The 17,458-nt window shown below is 40.1% G+C and carries 19 protein-coding genes and 1 tRNA gene; 14 read left to right on the top strand and 6 right to left on the bottom strand.

Features of this window, described 5'->3' with window-relative positions:
* Positions 1-490 (top strand): GDSL-type esterase/lipase family protein (locus tag BN3282_RS04805; protein ID WP_082667474.1); only part of this gene is annotated, 490 nt, incomplete at its 5' end.
* 153 nt (positions 491-643) lie between these two features.
* Here BN3282_RS04805 and BN3282_RS04800 read toward each other — a convergent pair.
* Both BN3282_RS04800 and BN3282_RS04795 read right to left on the bottom strand, forming a co-directional pair.
* Positions 644-1,249 carry an HD domain-containing protein gene (locus BN3282_RS04800; RefSeq protein ID WP_059067058.1) on the bottom strand — a complete coding sequence of 202 codons (606 nt, stop codon included), beginning with the start codon at positions 1,247-1,249 and terminating at the stop codon, positions 644-646.
* Positions 1,250-1,983: 734 nt separating this feature from the next.
* A complete protein-coding gene (locus BN3282_RS04795) occupies positions 1,984-2,928 on the bottom strand; it encodes a DDE-type integrase/transposase/recombinase (RefSeq protein WP_059067056.1) in 945 nt (314 codons plus the stop codon).
* Positions 2,929-3,751: 823 nt separating this feature from the next.
* On the opposite strand from BN3282_RS04795, the gene BN3282_RS04790 reads away from it, so the two are divergent.
* A tRNA-Arg gene (locus BN3282_RS04790) sits at positions 3,752-3,825 on the top strand.
* A 163-nt stretch (positions 3,826-3,988) separates the two neighbouring features.
* Here the strand turns inward: BN3282_RS04790 and BN3282_RS04785 are convergent.
* The 3 genes from BN3282_RS04785 to BN3282_RS04770 all read right to left on the bottom strand — a co-directional run bounded on the left by BN3282_RS04785 (position 3,989) and on the right by BN3282_RS04770 (position 6,327).
* On the bottom strand, positions 3,989-5,386 hold the full coding sequence (locus BN3282_RS04785; RefSeq protein WP_082667473.1) for a site-specific integrase: 1,398 nt from the start codon (positions 5,384-5,386) through the stop codon (positions 3,989-3,991).
* Positions 5,387-5,397: 11 nt separating this feature from the next.
* Positions 5,398-5,610, bottom strand: coding sequence for a helix-turn-helix domain-containing protein (locus tag BN3282_RS04780; protein ID WP_059067054.1), 213 nt, complete (start codon positions 5,608-5,610; stop codon positions 5,398-5,400).
* Positions 5,611-6,015: 405 nt separating this feature from the next.
* Positions 6,016-6,327, bottom strand: coding sequence for a helix-turn-helix domain-containing protein (locus BN3282_RS04770; protein ID WP_055158141.1), 312 nt, complete (start codon positions 6,325-6,327; stop codon positions 6,016-6,018).
* A 190-nt stretch (positions 6,328-6,517) separates the two neighbouring features.
* Here BN3282_RS04770 and BN3282_RS04765 point away from each other — a divergent pair, with 190 nt between their 5' ends.
* The 12 genes from BN3282_RS04765 (at position 6,518) to BN3282_RS04715 (ending at position 16,833) form a co-directional block, all read left to right on the top strand.
* Positions 6,518-6,703, top strand: a complete 186-nt coding sequence (locus BN3282_RS04765; RefSeq protein ID WP_059067051.1) for a hypothetical protein — start codon at positions 6,518-6,520, stop codon at positions 6,701-6,703.
* A 371-nt stretch (positions 6,704-7,074) separates the two neighbouring features.
* Positions 7,075-8,217 (top strand): hypothetical protein, encoded by a 1,143-nt coding sequence (locus BN3282_RS04760; protein WP_059067048.1) that lies wholly within the window; start codon positions 7,075-7,077, stop codon positions 8,215-8,217.
* Positions 8,218-8,230: 13 nt separating this feature from the next.
* Positions 8,231-9,268 (top strand): YqaJ viral recombinase family nuclease, encoded by a 1,038-nt coding sequence (locus tag BN3282_RS04755; RefSeq protein ID WP_059067046.1) that lies wholly within the window; start codon positions 8,231-8,233, stop codon positions 9,266-9,268.
* A complete protein-coding gene (locus BN3282_RS04750; protein ID WP_059067045.1) occupies positions 9,268-9,669 on the top strand; it encodes a DUF7768 domain-containing protein in 402 nt (133 codons plus the stop codon). Before BN3282_RS04755 ends, BN3282_RS04750 begins: the two co-directional genes overlap by 1 nt.
* Complete coding sequence (recD2, locus tag BN3282_RS04745) at positions 9,647-11,890, top strand: SF1B family DNA helicase RecD2 (protein WP_059067043.1); 2,244 nt, start codon at positions 9,647-9,649, stop codon at positions 11,888-11,890. Before BN3282_RS04750 ends, recD2 begins: the two co-directional genes overlap by 23 nt.
* A gap of 92 nt (positions 11,891-11,982) precedes the next feature.
* Positions 11,983-12,921, top strand: coding sequence for a hypothetical protein (locus tag BN3282_RS04740; protein WP_059067041.1), 939 nt, complete (start codon positions 11,983-11,985; stop codon positions 12,919-12,921).
* Positions 12,922-12,972: 51 nt separating this feature from the next.
* Positions 12,973-14,160 carry a DNA primase gene (locus BN3282_RS04735; RefSeq protein ID WP_205408525.1) on the top strand — a complete coding sequence of 396 codons (1,188 nt, stop codon included), beginning with the start codon at positions 12,973-12,975 and terminating at the stop codon, positions 14,158-14,160.
* A gap of 48 nt (positions 14,161-14,208) precedes the next feature.
* Positions 14,209-14,991 (top strand): class B sortase, encoded by a 783-nt coding sequence (gene srtB, locus BN3282_RS04730; RefSeq protein ID WP_059067039.1) that lies wholly within the window; start codon positions 14,209-14,211, stop codon positions 14,989-14,991.
* A gap of 2 nt (positions 14,992-14,993) precedes the next feature.
* On the top strand, positions 14,994-15,119 hold the full coding sequence (locus BN3282_RS15400; RefSeq protein ID WP_278308707.1) for a hypothetical protein: 126 nt from the start codon (positions 14,994-14,996) through the stop codon (positions 15,117-15,119).
* Positions 15,120-15,166: 47 nt separating this feature from the next.
* Positions 15,167-15,403, top strand: coding sequence for a hypothetical protein (locus BN3282_RS15300; RefSeq protein WP_242866601.1), 237 nt, complete (start codon positions 15,167-15,169; stop codon positions 15,401-15,403).
* 133 nt (positions 15,404-15,536) lie between these two features.
* Positions 15,537-16,469, top strand: a complete 933-nt coding sequence (locus BN3282_RS04720) for a ParM/StbA family protein (RefSeq protein WP_059067037.1) — start codon at positions 15,537-15,539, stop codon at positions 16,467-16,469.
* 4 nt (positions 16,470-16,473) lie between these two features.
* On the top strand, positions 16,474-16,833 hold the full coding sequence (locus BN3282_RS04715; protein ID WP_059067036.1) for a hypothetical protein: 360 nt from the start codon (positions 16,474-16,476) through the stop codon (positions 16,831-16,833).
* A 133-nt stretch (positions 16,834-16,966) separates the two neighbouring features.
* On the opposite strand, the gene BN3282_RS04710 is transcribed toward BN3282_RS04715, so the two are convergent.
* Positions 16,967-17,329, bottom strand: coding sequence for a helix-turn-helix domain-containing protein (locus BN3282_RS04710; protein WP_055055831.1), 363 nt, complete (start codon positions 17,327-17,329; stop codon positions 16,967-16,969).
* Positions 17,330-17,458 lie beyond the last annotated feature (129 nt).

Raw genomic sequence — 17,458 nt, 5'->3', positions numbered from 1 at the left:
TGGAGGAGACAGAACTTCATCTCTTCTTCATCGATTTAGGGCAGATGCTGTTCAACTAAAACCTAAAATAGTAGTTATAATGGCAGGAATTAATGATTCTTGGGATTTGGAGTTTGATTATTGGAAGCAGGAAGAAGGAAAAAGATTAGAAAATATTCTGCAAGAAGCTCTGACAAATATGGAAAAAATAGTAAAGATTTCTGTAGAAGAACAAGTATCTGTAGTGCTTTGCTCTATTTTACCTACTTGTATGGAATGGACAAACCACGAACGTGACAGACAAAAATATGTGCATTTGTATAATCAGGAACTGAAAAAAAAGGCACAGAAATATGGTGTTGTTTTTGTAGATTATTATCCATCTTTTTTGAATGAAGACGGATATTCTCTAAGGAGAGAATTGAGTTTGGAAGGTCTTCATCCTAATGTATTTGGGTATGATATAATGGCAGAAATTTTGAAAGATACACTTCGGTTTTTTATTAAGTAAAAAATTTTGATAAAAGAGGTACTGACGAGAATTCAGAGTAATCATTTTCAATCGTTTGTACTTCTTTTTTTATAAAATATATCTTGACGTGCTACACTGCCTGAAAGGAATGTATCACGAGATATACGGATGGGTATACATCTTAAAGGTATCTTAGCTATAAATACATTTGTCTATATTCGGTAAAAGTGTATATACAGACGCTCCTAGCATTTTTTCAAAATATTCTTTATATTGGTATGTCTGCTTCCAACGGTCTATCGTAAATGGATATATACCGTATCGACATGTCGTATCTACAAATCTTTTTTCCAAAATACAAAAACCTTGTGCATCAGCAAGAGAATCACAAAGTATGATCAATTTGTCATAATCATCATACTCTGTTTCTTCTAAATAGCGCTTCATAAATTGGTATTGTTTTTCATTGATATCTGCTTTCGATATATCTGTTGTGATGTCTTTGACCGGAAATGAGTGAGTAAGACATATCCTTGCCACACTATTCCATCCTTTGGACATAGCATATTCATATCCGTCTATGGCATGCTTTAAAGCAGATTTGCCATTTCTTCGTCCTATATCATGCAAAATGCCGCAAATATAAGCTTTTTCCACATCTAGCGTTTTGCACGCTTCGGCAATATACTTTGCTGCCGCTCCTACATGATAAGAATGGGCAATCCATAGTCCGGGATTTTGCCTTTCAGCTATTTTTAATTCTTGTTTTGCGTCAGAGATTGTTATAGGATCTTTCATGATATGTCTTTCATCTCCTTTATGTTTTTAAAGAATACTCTATTTTTAACTATAAAATAGCATTTCCGTGATTGAAAACATCTGTTTATTTGTCTGCATAGTATCATATTTTCTTGTATTTAACAATTTGTAAATGTATAATAATGAAAATAGTATAGAATTTTGTTGAATAATCATAGTCCAGTGGTGTGATGTAAAATGAGAATGGATAATAAAAACACATATTTTCTGCTATGTTTCATGAAAATAAAAAGCACCTGCCTAAGCTCTGTCGACCATGTTTTTTTATAAGCAGGGCGTAGCTGATCAGCAAGTAGACGAATTTATCTTGCCGGATAATATAGACGATTGTATTTGAGCAGTGCAAAAACCAATCGCACAAATTTACGGGCAGTTACTATGAGTACATGTTTGTGTTAATGCCTGTTTACCGCTTTATATTTGAGGTAGTAAAAGTCAAGATATATCTTTGTTGCATCTTATTAAGAGAAAATGCTGCTTCGAGATCAAGCGGAACCGTGCCAAGGGAATGAGAAGTCATGGCAGAGATAAGGCTGCAAATTATAGGGGTTATGGAAAGTCTTACAGACAATGAATGTTTTTTAATTCTTTTGGAATCAATTTAATGAAAATGGAAGTGGGATTGTGGCTATGTACTTGTTTAAACTATGATCATGCATGACCTAAAAAAAGAAAAAATTAGTGAAAAAAACTTGGCAGAAATTGTAGGTTTGTCAAACATATGTTACACCCTGCTCAATAAATTCTCTCAAGACAGTTTGTGGTGATTTCCACCCCAAAGATCTCATGGGAAACTGGTTATACTCTCTACGGTTATAGGTTTGAAGTTGCTTAGAAAAATCCTCAAAGGAATAGAAAGTATGGGAGGCATAAAAACGTTCATTATCCTTGCGGTGGCTGCGTTCCACTTTTCCGTTATGGCGTGGTGTAAAGGGTCGAATCAGTTTATGTTGGATTCCCAGTCCTTTTAAAGTCCGTTGAAATAAAGTCAATGTTTCTTTACCGGAAGTGGAAAAGCGCTTTGTAAACTCCATGCCGTTGTCTGTCTGAACGCATTCGATCGGCATAGGAAAGCGTTGAATCAGATGCTTGAGGAACTGTGCAGATGAATAGGTGCTGTGTTCTTCAAAAGCTTCCACATACCGCCAGCGGGAGTACTCATCAATCGCGGTATACTGATAGAACTTCTTTCCTTTCGCATCATTAACAAGACAACATGTAGAAACGAATTTCACATCGATCTGAATACGCTGTCCAGGATAGTCCATTTGCTCATAAGGCTTCGGAATATATTTGGGATTAGGAAGTTTTTGAGCCATGATTCCTTGCTTTTTCAGGAAACGGTACAAACCAGGGATGGAACGTTTATATCCGCGTTGCATAAGCTTTACCCAAAAGACAACCAGACCGACATGCGGATTGCGCCTACGCATATCTTGGATCAACTTAATTTCTTCAGGTGTATGCTGATTGGGATGGTAATGAGGACGGCGTGAGCGATCGCGGAGTGACTCTATTGTGCCGTCATAGCGGCGTTTCCAACGATAAATATACTGTCGGTTTGTCTTATATTTAATAGCTGCTTTTGAGACACCATGTTTTTCAGCGAAACGAATCAGGGATAGACGATACCTCATATCTTGTGTTATACTTGCCATGCGGGAATACTTCCTTTCTTAAATGATTTAGGTTTGGTCGCTTAAAGCATAACACAGAAAAGGTATTTCCGCTTTTTAATTATTCAGTTGTAACACATGTATTGTAATCCTACAATTAGTAAAAAAAACTTGGCAGAAATATTGTTGAGAAATTTAAATAAATATGTTATATTGTTAAATGTGTTCTTTTAGATAAGCGAGAAAACTTCAATAAAATATTAGCACAGCATAATATCTTTTGAATACGGTAAATACAAGGGTTGTAATGGTTTCAGAAAACCGTTATAATATATAAAGTATATCTGTAGCTCAGTGGATAGAGTGATGCCCTCTTAAGGGCTAGGTGGAACAGACTCTTTTTGATATGATAACTAGCTAAAATTGAATAGATTTTTAAGAATGTCCCAGTACATCAGCAGGATAGCGGGTTCGCCTCCTAAGAAAGAACTATGGCTGTCACATCTAAAAAACAACTATGAGTTCGATTTCAGTTGGTCTTGTGAAAAATTGACACCGAGGTGTACACCTACTAGGATAAAATCTTACTGTCACTCATTTGAAAAATAAAGTAATTAACAGCATAAATAAAGCTGATAATTAAATATTGGTTGCCATCCGTAAATCCAGAAAACTGCATGTTTTCAAGGAAAAATGGCATTTGTCTCGTTAGTTAAATGGATATAACATGGTCCTCCTAATTGGCAGATAGTTCAAATCCAACGCTAAGGTTCAATTCTAAAATATTAGCACAGCGTAATATCTGGAAAACGCTGTAAATACAAGGGTTGTAACGGTTAAATAAAACTGTTATAATATATAAAGTGTCTCTGTAGCTCAGTGGATAGAGCGATGCCCTCCTAAGGCATGCCAGCGGAGGTTCGACTCCTCTCAGGGACGCTAGAAGCGCCATAAACACTAGGTTTTATGGCGTTTTTCTTTTGAAAAACGTTCTTAAAATCTGTTGAATTTCCTGCTAAGAGGAATCGAACTATTTTTCCATGTCGTGCTAATAAAATTGACATCGTGCTAATTAGAAAAAAGGATAGATTTTTTGCTAATACTATTTTGCTAAGAGCTGGGCGAGTGTAGATGCCAGTTCCGGTGAGTTTTGTAGTTGCTGTATCAGTGCATTTACGTCAAAGGCTGCCGGATTTGTTTCTTCTGTAACATTTGTTGTATTTTCGGTAGGCGGATTGTGTTTTCGTAAATCGGTACCGCCATAGAAAGCAGCTTCAAATTTTTGAGCATTGATTTTTCTGTCTTCATCAAGGATATGCGAATATACTTCTGTAATCATATCTGTCTGGGCATGTCCGGTATCTCCCTGAGTCGCTTTAATATCTCCGTGGTTTAGCTTCAGCTTATAAGTTGTGCTGGAGTGTCTGAGCGAATGAAATACGACATTCGGAAGTTTTGCTCTGGTTCTCAATTCCTCAAATGATTTCAATAATACTCTTCCTTCACATGGACGTCCATTTGCAAGAGCTATTACGAGATTAAAATCTTTGTATTCTTCCCCTAGAAATTCTTTTAGTTCATCCTGTCCTTTTTTCCAATCTCTTAAAATATAAGCCAATGTTTTTGGAATCCATACGCGCCGGATACTGCTGTCTGTCTTTGGCTTTTTTAAAACAACGCGTGTTGAGGTGTTTGGCATAAGCGGAGGAAAGATATAGTAAACATCTTTCTGATCCAACTGTTCGAGTGCGCGTTTAGAAGCTCTTGTCAATTCCTGCTTAATATCAAGATAAGCGTTGTCTGAAGCAATGTCTTCATCAGAAATATGCACGTTATCCCAAGTAAGTCCTAGAATTTCCCCTTCTCTCATCGAGCAGGCGAAAGCAAGGTTGATTGCAACGTACAATTTTCCATCCCGGCATTCTTGTAATGCTTTATTGATGGTTTCAGCATCCCAAATGTCACGTTTTTTGTATTTTATTTTTGGGAGTGCATCACTTAATTTAAACGGATTTTTTCCAATAAGCTCCCATTTGACTGCCTGACCAAAAGCACATGACAGTAACTTGAAAATTTTTTCAATCGTTTGTGCAGGTAAGTATTTACTTTTTGGCTTTTTATTGCGAACAATCACCGGCGTTGTTTTTTTCAAAGTATTATAATATTGATCAACAAATTTTCGGTTCACATTTTGGATAGGAACGGAGCCGATGATAGGATTGATATAATTACTGATAAGACTCAGGTTACCATCATACGTGCTAAGACTCCAGTTTTTCTCACCATATAAAGTGACGAAATCATATAAGAATTCTTCTACAGTCTGCGCTGTTGGTGCAATGAAGGTTCCATTCTCTTGCTGACTCTCGACTTCTATCTTTCGTTTGTTCGCGTCTTTGTAGGAAGTAAAACTTTCCCATTTCTGCTTTTTCTCACCGCTTTCATTTTCATAATAATAAACTACAGAATAATTTTTTTTGCGTTTAATAATTGTTGCCATACGTTTTCTCCTTAATCTGGTTTGGCATTCATCCAATCCTCAAAGGAGTCTTTGTTGATTCGTATAATTCTGCCGATCCTTTTGGTGATAAACAAATTCTGTTCACATAGTTTGTAAGCAGTCTTTTTGCTGACACCTAAAATCGTAGCAATCTCTTTTACGGAATAGGTACAGGGACTCTCTGGAAGAACACCTGAATATTTCTCATTCTTCTCAACTGTCATATAAAATCCTTTCTCAACGACAGTAGGGAGAAAACGTATCACCTAAGCATAGCTCTATTATACGTTTTCCCCATGTCATTGTAAAATGTGAATATAAAAAAATTTTTATTTGCGATAATGTGGAAAACTTCCGAAGAATCGTTTCCTATGCCCTGTTTCATGCACGTAGAAGGTGATACTATGTAATCATCAAGCGGCAGGCGAGCGTCTATGCACACTATCTGCAGCACCTATATACCTTCTCCGGAAGGGTATGAAGTTATCAAGGTACAAAATCGCAAAAGCGATTTTAAAAAGGTTTTCAATAAGTAATTAACGAAAAAAATGAGAAATTGGGTAAATTTGAAAAAATTCTTTGAAAAAATGAAAAAAGCTGCCAATCGGCAGCTCAAATACAGTAATATACTATTTAGAAGTGAGACGATTTAAGAGTGGAATCAGTGCAAGAAGATCGTCGTCATCCAACTGTTTGATAAGATCAGATGCTTTTGTATGAAGTGGTGGATTTGTAATATCCGGATCAAAGAATTGCGCCGGGGTAATCTCAAAGTATTCACAGATCTCCAGAAAATTTTCCATGGTCGGATTATTTCGCCCAGAAGAAAGAGACTGGATATAACTTTTGTTCCTACCCAGATCCAAGCTCATTTGATATTCCGATACATTCTTTTTCAGCCGTAGTTCCGTAATACGGTTGGCAATAAACATCTTGTCCATAGCTTTACACCTCTTGATTTATTTTAAACTATTTACGGATAGCAAATTACGGAATAAAATAGAAGTATTAGAATAAATAAAGTAAAATATACGGAATAAAAGCGTAATTTCATGTTTTAAAACAAAGATTGAGTATGTGAGTACTTTTTTTGATTGTGGGAATGATAGAAACAAAGGAAGTGGAGTCATTATGAAGATTGAGGGAACAAGGGAAGAAATCGCCTGGGTGAAAGAGGCAATCAAAAATAGCTGCAGCCGTTGTCCGTTTCTGGAATCCTGCAATCAACAGGCGAACGAAGAAGGTTCAAATGGAAACCTAAAATCATGTGAAGAATTTTTATGGCACAAGATAGAGTATGTTGTAGAGAATGAATAACTATATATAGAATTATATAAATTGACAATTACTATATCTTGTGCTAGTATAATGGCATAGTTTGTTTTTATGCATACCCGTTATGGGGAGTTTGTGGATTTGTCAGAATCCCAAAACTCAAGGACGGCTGAAAAAGCTGTCTGCATAAGTTGTTTATGTTTGTATAAAGTGTCACTATCTGTCTGTTATGGACAATAGCGGCACTTTTGTTTTTTAGGTAAGAATACCAGTAAATCAGGAATGAGCAGAGAATATCAGGTTCTCTTTTCATTCCTTTTTTTGTGCCTAAATATAGGGCATTTTAGAAAATGCCAGATACAGCATGGGCTGTTTATGGATAAAACATATTTTAAGAAAGGTGGTACACACAAATGAATGAAACAAGAATCTATGCGGATGCCTTTGAAACGACATTTGCAAACACAAAGGAAATGCTGGAATTTCTGGCAGAACGGGCGAAGGCTTCCCAGTGGATCCGTAAGCCGACCAGGATGCTGCGGCTGATTCCCCTTGAGAAAGAGGCGGAAACGATTGAGAAAGCCTGTACAAAGCAACTGGAAGGAATTGTAGAGGATACGGAGAAGAATACCCAGTTGGTATTAAAAATCAATGGGGAAGTGTATCCTGTCCGGGATTGTGCTATGCACACGATCTTGAAAAGAGCCGGTGTCAGCGGCACAGGCTTACGGAAGCTTGAAAAGGCTACTTATGCGAAAGTAATCAATTATTGCCTGAAAGTCGCAAGAGGAGATGCACTGATTAAAATAGCAGATGGGAAGGTATCTGCTGTACATGGAGGGGATGAGCATGATTATTGCGTCCTTGATATGGAGGCGGTATTTTCTATGACCTGTGATTATCTGAAGGCACATTTTAGTGGCAGCGCTTATCTGGAAGGTTCCGGAACCTACGACCATTCCATTGCATCCGCTATGTGGACATTGGAAGGAAATCAGGAACTTTTGGATATCTACCGACAGGCATTAAAGGATCATGACCTGGAAGATAAGGCTCTTGCACCGGCACTCAGGCTTACTACTTCAGATGTGGCAGCCAGTGGTGCAAATCTGTATCCGATGATGACATCAAAAACCAACAACCGCACGATTAGTCTAGGGAGTCCGATTAAACTGTCTCATGACAAGGGAGCAACACTTCAGGATTTCCGGAAGAATCTGGACAAAATTTTTTCCAGGTATCAGGAGGCAATGAAAGGAATTTCTTCTTTGATGGATATTGAAATTGAAAATCCGGTAAATTGTCTGCATCTGGTAATGAAGGAAATTAAGATTAGCCAGAAGATTCGCAACGAAGTAGTAGAACAATATGTTGTCCAGTATGGAGAAGATCCTTGTACGGCTCATGACCTTTACTATGCCATCAATGAGGCATCTTTCTTTGCAGCTTGTGAAGGTTTTTCCGGAAGCCGAATTCTAAAACTGGAAGAAGATATTGCCAGAACATTATCTATGGATTGGAAGGCATTTGACGTTATTGGAGCAATCAAATTATAAGGAGGACAAAGAAATGAGTTTAGCATTGAATTATGAACCGGAAGTTGTTGTGAATATTGAGCCACTTACAAGAGAGGAATGGCTGGATTACCGAAGACTCGGGATTGGTGGAAGTGATGTTGCCGCTATTATGGGAATCTCACCCTTTGCAACCATAAAGGATCTCTATTACGACAAAATTGGTGTAAAACCAATGATTGATGAAGAAGAAAGTAACTGGGTGGCAAAAGAAGTGGGACATCGTTTGGAAGATCTGGTAGCCATGATCTTCTCAAAAAAGACTGGATTAGAAGTTTTTCCTGTCCGGAAGATGTTCCGGCATCCCTTCTATCCGTTCATGCTTGCGGATGTAGATTATTTTATCCGGTTTCCGGATGGAAGTATCGGAATCCTGGAATGTAAAACTTGTAATTACAATGCCAAAGATAAATGGGCAGATGACGGGATCCCAGAAAACTATGTTCTTCAGGTAAGGCATTATATGGCAGTGATGAACATCAAGAAAGCCTATATCGCCTGCTTGTACGGAAATAATGAGAATGAATTTGTTTACCGTTCTTTGGAGCGTGACGAGATGGAAGAACAGGAACTGATTGACCAGGAAGAGTACTTCTGGAATGAGTATGTGGAGAAAAAGGTGGAGCCGCCTTATAACGGGAAAGCAGATCTGGTTTTAGCCAGTATCCGGAGGTACAAAGGTTTTGCGGATAAGACCATTCCCGAAATCACGATTTCCGGGCTGGAGTCAAGAAGCTTGGAGCGCTTTCTGATGTTAGCGGAGGAAAAATCACAGTTGGAACGAAGAAAAAAGGAAATTGATGCAGAGCAAAAAGCATTGAGTGTTCCTTTTGTGGAACTTCTCGGTCAGGGCTGCAAAGCAGTGATGGAGGACGGAAGCTCTCGTTACAAGATCACATACAATCCAACCATCCGTACCCAGATTGGAAAAGAACAGATGGAGAAATTAAAGATCCAGCATCCGGATATTTATGAGGAATACGCCAGTACCTCAGAGAGCCGGACATTTCGGATTAAGAAGGAGGCAGCGTAATGTTAGATGGAAAAAGAGCATATATCTGCTCCCCGCTGTCTGCGACTACAAAAGAAGTCAGACAGCAGAATATGGAAAAAGCGAAGTTTTATCTGATGCAGATCAAACGGCTTTATCATTGTCGTACTTTTGCATCCCATGCACATCTTCCCATTATGTTGGATGATGAGATTCCAGAAGAACGGGAGGCAGCGTTACAGATTGGTATGATCCTGCTTACGTTGTGTGATGTGTTGGTTGTCTGCGGACCGTATATAAGCGCCGGAATGGCAGGCGAGATAAAGGCGGCATTTGAAAAAGGCAAGGAGGTGTACTGGTACGACGGAATCAAGTATCCCGGTGAATTGATAAAGATAGAAAATTGGAGGGAAATAAACGATGAGGTGCAGATACATACGTAAGATTTTTCAAAATGAGGAGAATGGGTATACCATAGCTGTTTTTTCTACCCAGGATACCAGCGTTCCTTTGTCTGCCAGAGACAAATTCTGGTCTGCAAAGAAAGTCATTGCGTTTACTGCCATCGGTTATGATCTTCCGCTTTCGGATGAAATTGAAGTGGAGATGGAGGGAAACTGGGAATCCAGTACTCATGGACTTCAATATAAGGTGGAAAGCTTTTTGGAAGTTGTACCAAGAACCAGGGAGGGTATCTTAGGATACCTCTCCTGCGGTTCTGTAAAAGGTGTTGGACCGAAAATGGCGGAACGTATTGTCGATCAGTTTGGATTGAATACGTTGGAAATTATGGAAAAGACACCGGAGAAGTTACTGAAGGTACGGGGGATTTCAAAGAAAAAGCTGGATGGCATCATGGAATCCTTTGGGAAGAACCAGGTATTCCGGGAATTGATGACCTTTTTAGCTCCTTTTCATGTGACACCCAAGAAGGTAAATATGATCCTGAAACAATATCAGGATCGTTCGATGGAGATTATCCGCAAACAGCCGTATGCCCTGTTTCATGTCAAAGGCTTTGGCTTTCTTACAGTGGATGCGATTGCAAGACAATGCGGAGCATCGCCCAATGATCCCATGCGGATTTCCGGCTGTATCAGTTATGTGCTGAACGAAGAAATGCGTCAGAACGGACATCTGTACTTGAAACAGGATGCACTGATCAAAAGCGTCTTAAATCTTCTCAATGAAGACCAGACACTTGATCAGATCACAGAGTCGGAAATAAATGGTGTTTTGTATCGGTTAGCGGTACAGCATAGTATTGTTGTAGATGATGACCGGATTTACCGGGTAACACAGTATGAGGAAGAACGAAGGACAGCTATGATGATTGCAAAGAGACTGATGAAACAGATTCCGGCTGAATCCATAGAAAAAGAACTGGAAGAGGCACAGAAGGTTCTGGGCATTACGTTATCGGACTGTCAGAAAGAGGCGGTTCGTATGGTATTTAGAAGTCCTATCAGCATTATTACCGGAGGTCCGGGAACCGGCAAGACAACGGTTTTAAAAGTCATTTTGTATATCCATAAGGAGAAATACAAAACGGAAGTACAACTCATGGCACCGACAGGACGAGCTGCAAGAAGGATGGCAGAAAGTACAGGACATGAAGAGTCCAGCACAATGCACATGGCATTAGGGCTTTATGGCGATGAGGAATATGAACCGATGCTGGAGGAATTATCCGCAGAATTTGTAAACGTAGATGAGTTTTCCATGGTGGATATGCACCTCGCCTATGAATTTTTCAGCAAGGTAAAGCCAAGTGCCAGAGTGCTTCTGGTAGGAGATATCCATCAGCTTCCTTCTGTTGGAGCTGGAGAAGTGTTCCGTCAGTTGATTCTGTGTGGGAAGATTCCGGTAACCACTTTGGATTTAGTGTATCGACAGGGGAAGAACAGCAACATTGCGCTTAATGCAAAATTGATGCAGCAAGGACGTACTGACTTGATAGAAGGGGAAGACTTCCAGATGATTGCCTGTAAAGGTGCAGAAGAGGCAGCTCAAATTGTTAAGGAATTGTATGTAAAAGAACTTGCAGTACATGGCATGGATCAGGTGCAGATTTTGTCACCTTATAAGGTGAGAAGTGCCGCAGGGGTAATAGAAATCAATCGGACCATACAGGATTTAGTAAATCCGCCCATCTCTGGGAAAAAGGAACTCCATATCCATGACCATATCTTCCGGGAAGGGGACAAAGTTCTCCAAAATAAGAATACGGAAGTTGTCAGTAATGGGGATATGGGGATTCTTACCGAAATATCTGAAGATGAGGATGGGAACCCACTTGCCAGAATCGTATTTCCGGACGGACGCAGTGTGTTATATGAAGCAGACCAGATGGATATGGTGGAACATGCAAATGCAATCACCATCCATAAGAGTCAGGGAAATGAGTGCCAGGTAGTGATCATTCCCTGGGTGTGGGCATTTTACAAGATGCTGAAACGAAATATCCTGTATACCGGAATCACCAGAGCCAAACAGAAGGTTTATCTTGTAGGGGAGAAAAAGGCGATTACGGTAGCCATCAAACAGGAAAGTACTGGTACGAGGAATACCATACTGGCAGAAAGGATCCGATATTATTGTGATACCTATCAAAAGCCGACGCAACGTCAGCCGAAAATGGAGCAATTACGACTGGCAGTTTAAAAATTTTTTCTAAAAATGACCAAGATTGAGAATCGGCAGATAATTATTATATAGAGAGATCATTTCTGCCGGTAAAAAGAAAGGAGTAGGCAATGACCGAATTATTATATAACAAATCAAAGGCAGTAGCAGCATTAAACAAGGTAGAGGGGTTCAATCCGCTGGAACTTGCCCGGAAAATTTCTAATGAGGGAGAGGCGGAACAGTTATATCTGGATGTGAAATATCGGAAACTTTGGTTCCGGCTTTTAAACCCGACTGGGAAAATTATCAGTAACATCATTAGTCTGACAGAGAATATGGCAGTTGTGGAGGCAAGAGTCTATCTGGATAAATGTGACCAGAAGGAAGATTGTGTGGGAAATTCTTACGCACAGCGGTTTCGCACCGCAGATCCGAAGTTTGGTGATAAATTTCTGGAACTTGCAGAGACAGCAGCTACCGGACGTGCATTAGCAGATGCCGGATATGGTGTACAGTTTGCCGATGTGGGGGAAGAAAATGATCCCCTGCAAGTGGACGCAGGTATTCCAGTGCCACCGAATCTGGAAACTTTGCAGCCAAATGGAACCATGCAGATGCCGGTAAATTCCGGACAGACACCAAATAATGGGATGGCAGCCAATGTGGCACAGAATATGGGAACCGGACAGGCAGATGCTTATGCGACACAGCCAGTTCCTCCGGCAACACCGCCAATGCAGGGGACAGCTCCTATGATGGAGCAGTTTTATCAGAATGCGCAGGCAAATGGAAATACCATTGGTGGAATAAATGGTATTCCGGCTGCACAGAACCAGATGGTGGAGTCAAATCTGCCAGTAGAAGAACTGATCAACCGTATGACTTATGAACAGGCACTCAATGTGACGGTTACTTGTGGGAGATTAAAGAATAAGACGATGGGACAAGTTGCAATGGAGAGTCCATCCAGTTTAGGATGGTATGCCAATGAATATAGTGGAAAAGACCATTTGATGATAGCTGCAGCGAGGGTGATTCTTCAGAGAGCATTGCCGATGGCTGGTTAATTATGCTTCCCACAGCCTTAACAGGCTGTGGGAGAAAGGAGGAGACAGAGAATGTACGATATGACAGGGTTTGATTACGATATCTTTGATGTAGTCAACTTGTTAAAACTACAGGTAAGACATAAGAATTCTGTCTCTCTGGATGTGAACTGCCCTTTTTGTGGGGAAACAAAAGGAAAGATGAATGTCAACCTGCGAAAAAATGTATTCCGGTGTAACCGATGTGATGTATCCGGCGGTATGTTGGATCTGTACGGAAGGCTTTATGGTGTGAATACTTCAGAGGCAAACCGGCAGATACGTGAAGCACTTGGAAAAGGAGAATATCGGACAGATTACATCGTGGCAGAACAAAAAGAAATAGAACCAGAGATCATGCTTGCGGAACTTGCGGATGCTGAAACGATAGACCGGACTTATTCCCGGATGCTTTCGCTTATGATTTTAAATGAACAGCATAAGGAAGATTTGTTAAAACGAGGACTTACTTTAGAGCAGATTGAAGGACAGCGGTACCGAAGTGTGCCATTGTTTGGAATTAGAAGTCTGGTAAGGAAACTGCAGGATGAAGGGTTGGTTATTAAGGGTGTCCCAGGATTTTACGAGGGTGAAAACGGAGAATGGACCATCAATTTTTCTCCAAAGAACTCCGGTATCCTGATTCCAATTCTGTCCATGCAGGGAAAAATCCAGGGCTTTCAAATCCGGTTAGATCATGTGGTCGAGGGAAGAAAATATATCTGGCTATCCAGTGTAAAATTCAAAAATGGTGTATCCTCCGGAAGTCCGGTACATGTGATTGGAGATTTGAATGCTTCTGAGGTCTATCTGACTGAGGGAGCATTAAAGGGAACCATTGCACATTTTCTGTCCGGAGATACCTTTGTCTGTGTGGCAGGGGTAAACCAGTATCGTAATGCAAAACCGGTGCTGGAGGCATTTAGACAGCGAAATCTTCAGCATCTGTTTGAAGCTTACGATATGGATAAGAAAATGAAAGTCCTTTGTGATGGGAATTACAGCAAATGTGAAAGCTGCAGGCAAAAGGGCAGAGACGGTTACTGTCAGCACAAATTGCAGAAACGACAGATTATCCAAAATGGGTGTAAGAAGGTGTATGAGATTTGTCAGGAACTATCCATTTCTATGAGCCGTATGGTCTGGGATATGGATGCCTCCGGAGAATGGAATGGACAGATCAAAGGAATTGATGATTATTACTATTCAAAAAAGAAATGATAAGAGGACAGTCGGGGCTTTTGCTCCGGCTGGAAAAGGAGAATTTACATGAAACGAAATAAAATCTATATGATATGCATGATATTAGCAGGAATCCTGTTCTTTGGTTCCGTAGGTGCGATTATACGTATCTATATGAGTTACCGAGAAGGAGAACAGGTCTACGAAGAACTTGAAGAATATATCCGGGAGCCTGAAAGTACCAAAGAGCCGGAAGGGGAGAAGCCTTCAGAGAAAAATTCAGTATTTCCATTTCTTCAGGTGGACTTTGCGAGTCTGCAAAGCATCAATCCGGAAGTCATTGCCTGGATACAGATTCCCGCGCTTGACATCAGTTATCCGGTGGCAAAAGGAACGGACAATGCCTACTATCTCCAGCACATGATCAATGGAGAAACGAATAAAAGTGGCAGTATATTTATGGATTATCATAATCAGGAGGATTTTACGGATCGGAATACCATCATCTATGGACATAATATGCGGGACGGGAGCATGTTCGGAACCTTGGAAAAATATCAGGATCCAGGAGTTTACGATGTGTATCCGAAGTTTTACGTTTATGTGCCCGGCTATGTATATGAATATCACATTTTTTCTTGTTACGCAGCTCCGGTAAATCATGCAGCGTACACATATTCTTTTACGGATGTGAAAGATTATCAGAAATTTTTAGGGGTGATACAGGCAAGCTCAGAATATGATACGGGAATATCGGTATCAGAAAAGGACAGGGTAATTACGTTATCTACCTGTGTAAATACGCGGAAAGACTATCGGTATTTGGTACATGGAAGACTGGATCAAAAAATTAGTGTGGAGGAATCATAAAGATGTTAGATTATGAATACATAAATGCGCTGGCAGATATTCTTTTGGATGAAACGTGCGGCGAAAAAGAACGAAAGCTTCGGTTTGAACTTGCAAAAAAATACAAGGAAGAGCGCAATATTATTTAGAAAGGGGCTTCATACCACAATTGGTAGAGGCTTTTTTTGCGGAAAAAATGGAAGGTATATCAAAAGTGTTTACGCAAAAAGATGCAGAACTTTTTCTGAAACCAAGCACTCCGCAAGTGCAGTATGGCGATATTACGACACCGAACCGACCATTTTATTCTGAAGCGGAAGAACTGATGCTTTGGTCTGAAACATCTTATCGTGGTCCTTTGATTCCTGCGGGTAATAAGCGGTATCAGGAATTGTTTCAGAAGATATTGCCAAAAGAGGCAGCATTTTTGTAAAGTTTGTGTAAGAAAGAAAAGGGTATCCTGTCTGTGGTATGAACTGCAGGCGGGATATTTTTTTGTAATAAGTTGCGCTATACGGAATCTATACGTACAGAATAAGTATCAAGAATAAAGGAGAGATGCTTTTATGATAAGAAAGTTACGAATTGCAGTTGACCATGGAAACAAGAATATGAAGACCTGCAATCAGGTTTTTACTACAGCACTGATTACACAGGATAAGAAACCTGCCAGGGGAGAGGAATATATTTTCTATGAAGGAAAATATTATCTGCTCAGTAACAGGAGGATTCCTTACCAGAGGGACAAGACAGAGGATGAACGCTTTTTTATACTGACCCTGTTTGCTATCGTCAAAGAACTGAAGAAATATCCGCAGATTGTTCCGGAAGATGTATTGCAGATTGATTTGCCAATCGGATTACCGCCAAAACATTTTGCGGATTTGTGTGAGAAGTATGAGTGTTACTTTAAAGGGGAAAATAAAGTTCACGAAATTATAACGGAAGGCGGTACATACCATGTAGCAATCCATGATGTAATGGCTTTTCCACAAGATTATGCAGCAATGATGACTGTTATTGATCAGCTGCAGGATATTCCCAAGTCCATTGGTATTGATATCGGCGGATTCACAACGGATTATCTGCTGATGCGAAAAGGAATGCCGGATATGGAATCGTGCGATTCTCTGGAGCGTGGCGTTATTACCATGTATAATCAGGTGATTTCCGGTGTGAATAGTGAGTACGATATTCTACTGGAGGAATGTGATGTGGACAGTATTCTGAAGGGAAATACGGAGTTTTATGAAGAGGCAGTTGTAAAAATGACAGAGGGGATTGCCCAGGATTTTGTAACCGATCTTTTGAGCAGCATCCGGGAGCGCGGGATTGACACAAGGTCTACTTATACCGTATTTATCGGTGGTGGAGCAGCATTATTGAAAAAACTGATCAAGAAATCAGATCGGTTAGGGAAATACATGTTCATCGAAGATATTTGTGCCAATGCGAAAGGATATGACAAGCTGTATCGGATGATGACAGCAGAGGAGTGATTGTGTGGAAAAGAAGAATCCATTTAAGTTTACTTTGGGATTTGATAAAACGAAGGCTTCCCATATCCGAGCTGTAGAGTTGTTAAATTCGGTGAAAGATAAAGCGGATTTGATTGCAGAGGCAATTGTTGCACATGTGGATGGTGTACAGGAAAGTAATACTTTCAGTAATGAGGTATTGCAGGCAATCATTCAGGAAACTGTCAGACAGGAAGTGCATAAAGCAATGCAGTTGAATCGTATGGAAAAGAGCGAAAAAGAACCGGAAATAACGATGACTTTTCCAGAAGAAACTAAGGACACCATTGATCCAAGGGTGGTAGAAAATGTGAGAAACGCAATGAGTGCTTTCCGCAGAAGATAGCATAGAAAAGAAGCAGTTTTCTCACATGACTGCTTCTTTTTGAAGTTACAAAATATTATAAGCCACAGGATTAGCACAGGTTCTGCACAGTTTTATCACAGATTGTGCTGATACACTAAAAACTGAGGTATTGTCAGAAATGTGGTTTATTGATTTGGTCTTTTTCTTTAAGTGCTGCAAGTAATTCCCGTAAAGTACGAAGAGCAATCAGACGATCCTCTTCTGAGCAGTTTTGCAGTTCTTCCAGAATCTGATAGGTAGTATGGTCTGTTTCTAGTGGAGCTTCGTGAATAATTGCATCCAGGGAAATCTTCAGATATTGGGCAAGAGGAATCAACGTTGCAAGTTCCGGATTGCCGTTACAAGTTTCAATATCTGAGATGGTCCGGATGGAAACACCTGCCTGTTCAGCCAGGGCTGACTGGGATAATCTAAGGTGTTCACGTTCGTTCTTTACCATGTAACCGAGTCTTTTCTTGACGGTATCCTTTAGCATCCGTATCACCTCACTTAAAGCATATTTTACCGTAGTTTTCTTACAAGGAAAATGTGTTAAGGCACATAGTGTCGCGCAATATAATGCATACAACAGAGGTGATGAGGAAGAAACTTCGGAGAAATAAGT

This window comes from Mediterraneibacter massiliensis (genome assembly GCF_001487105.1).
In the GTDB taxonomy this organism is placed as follows: Bacteria; Bacillota; Clostridia; order Lachnospirales; family Lachnospiraceae; genus Mediterraneibacter; species Mediterraneibacter massiliensis.
The sequence above is the reverse complement of the archived record's forward strand: the minus strand, read 5'-3'. Positions and strand labels throughout refer to the sequence as shown.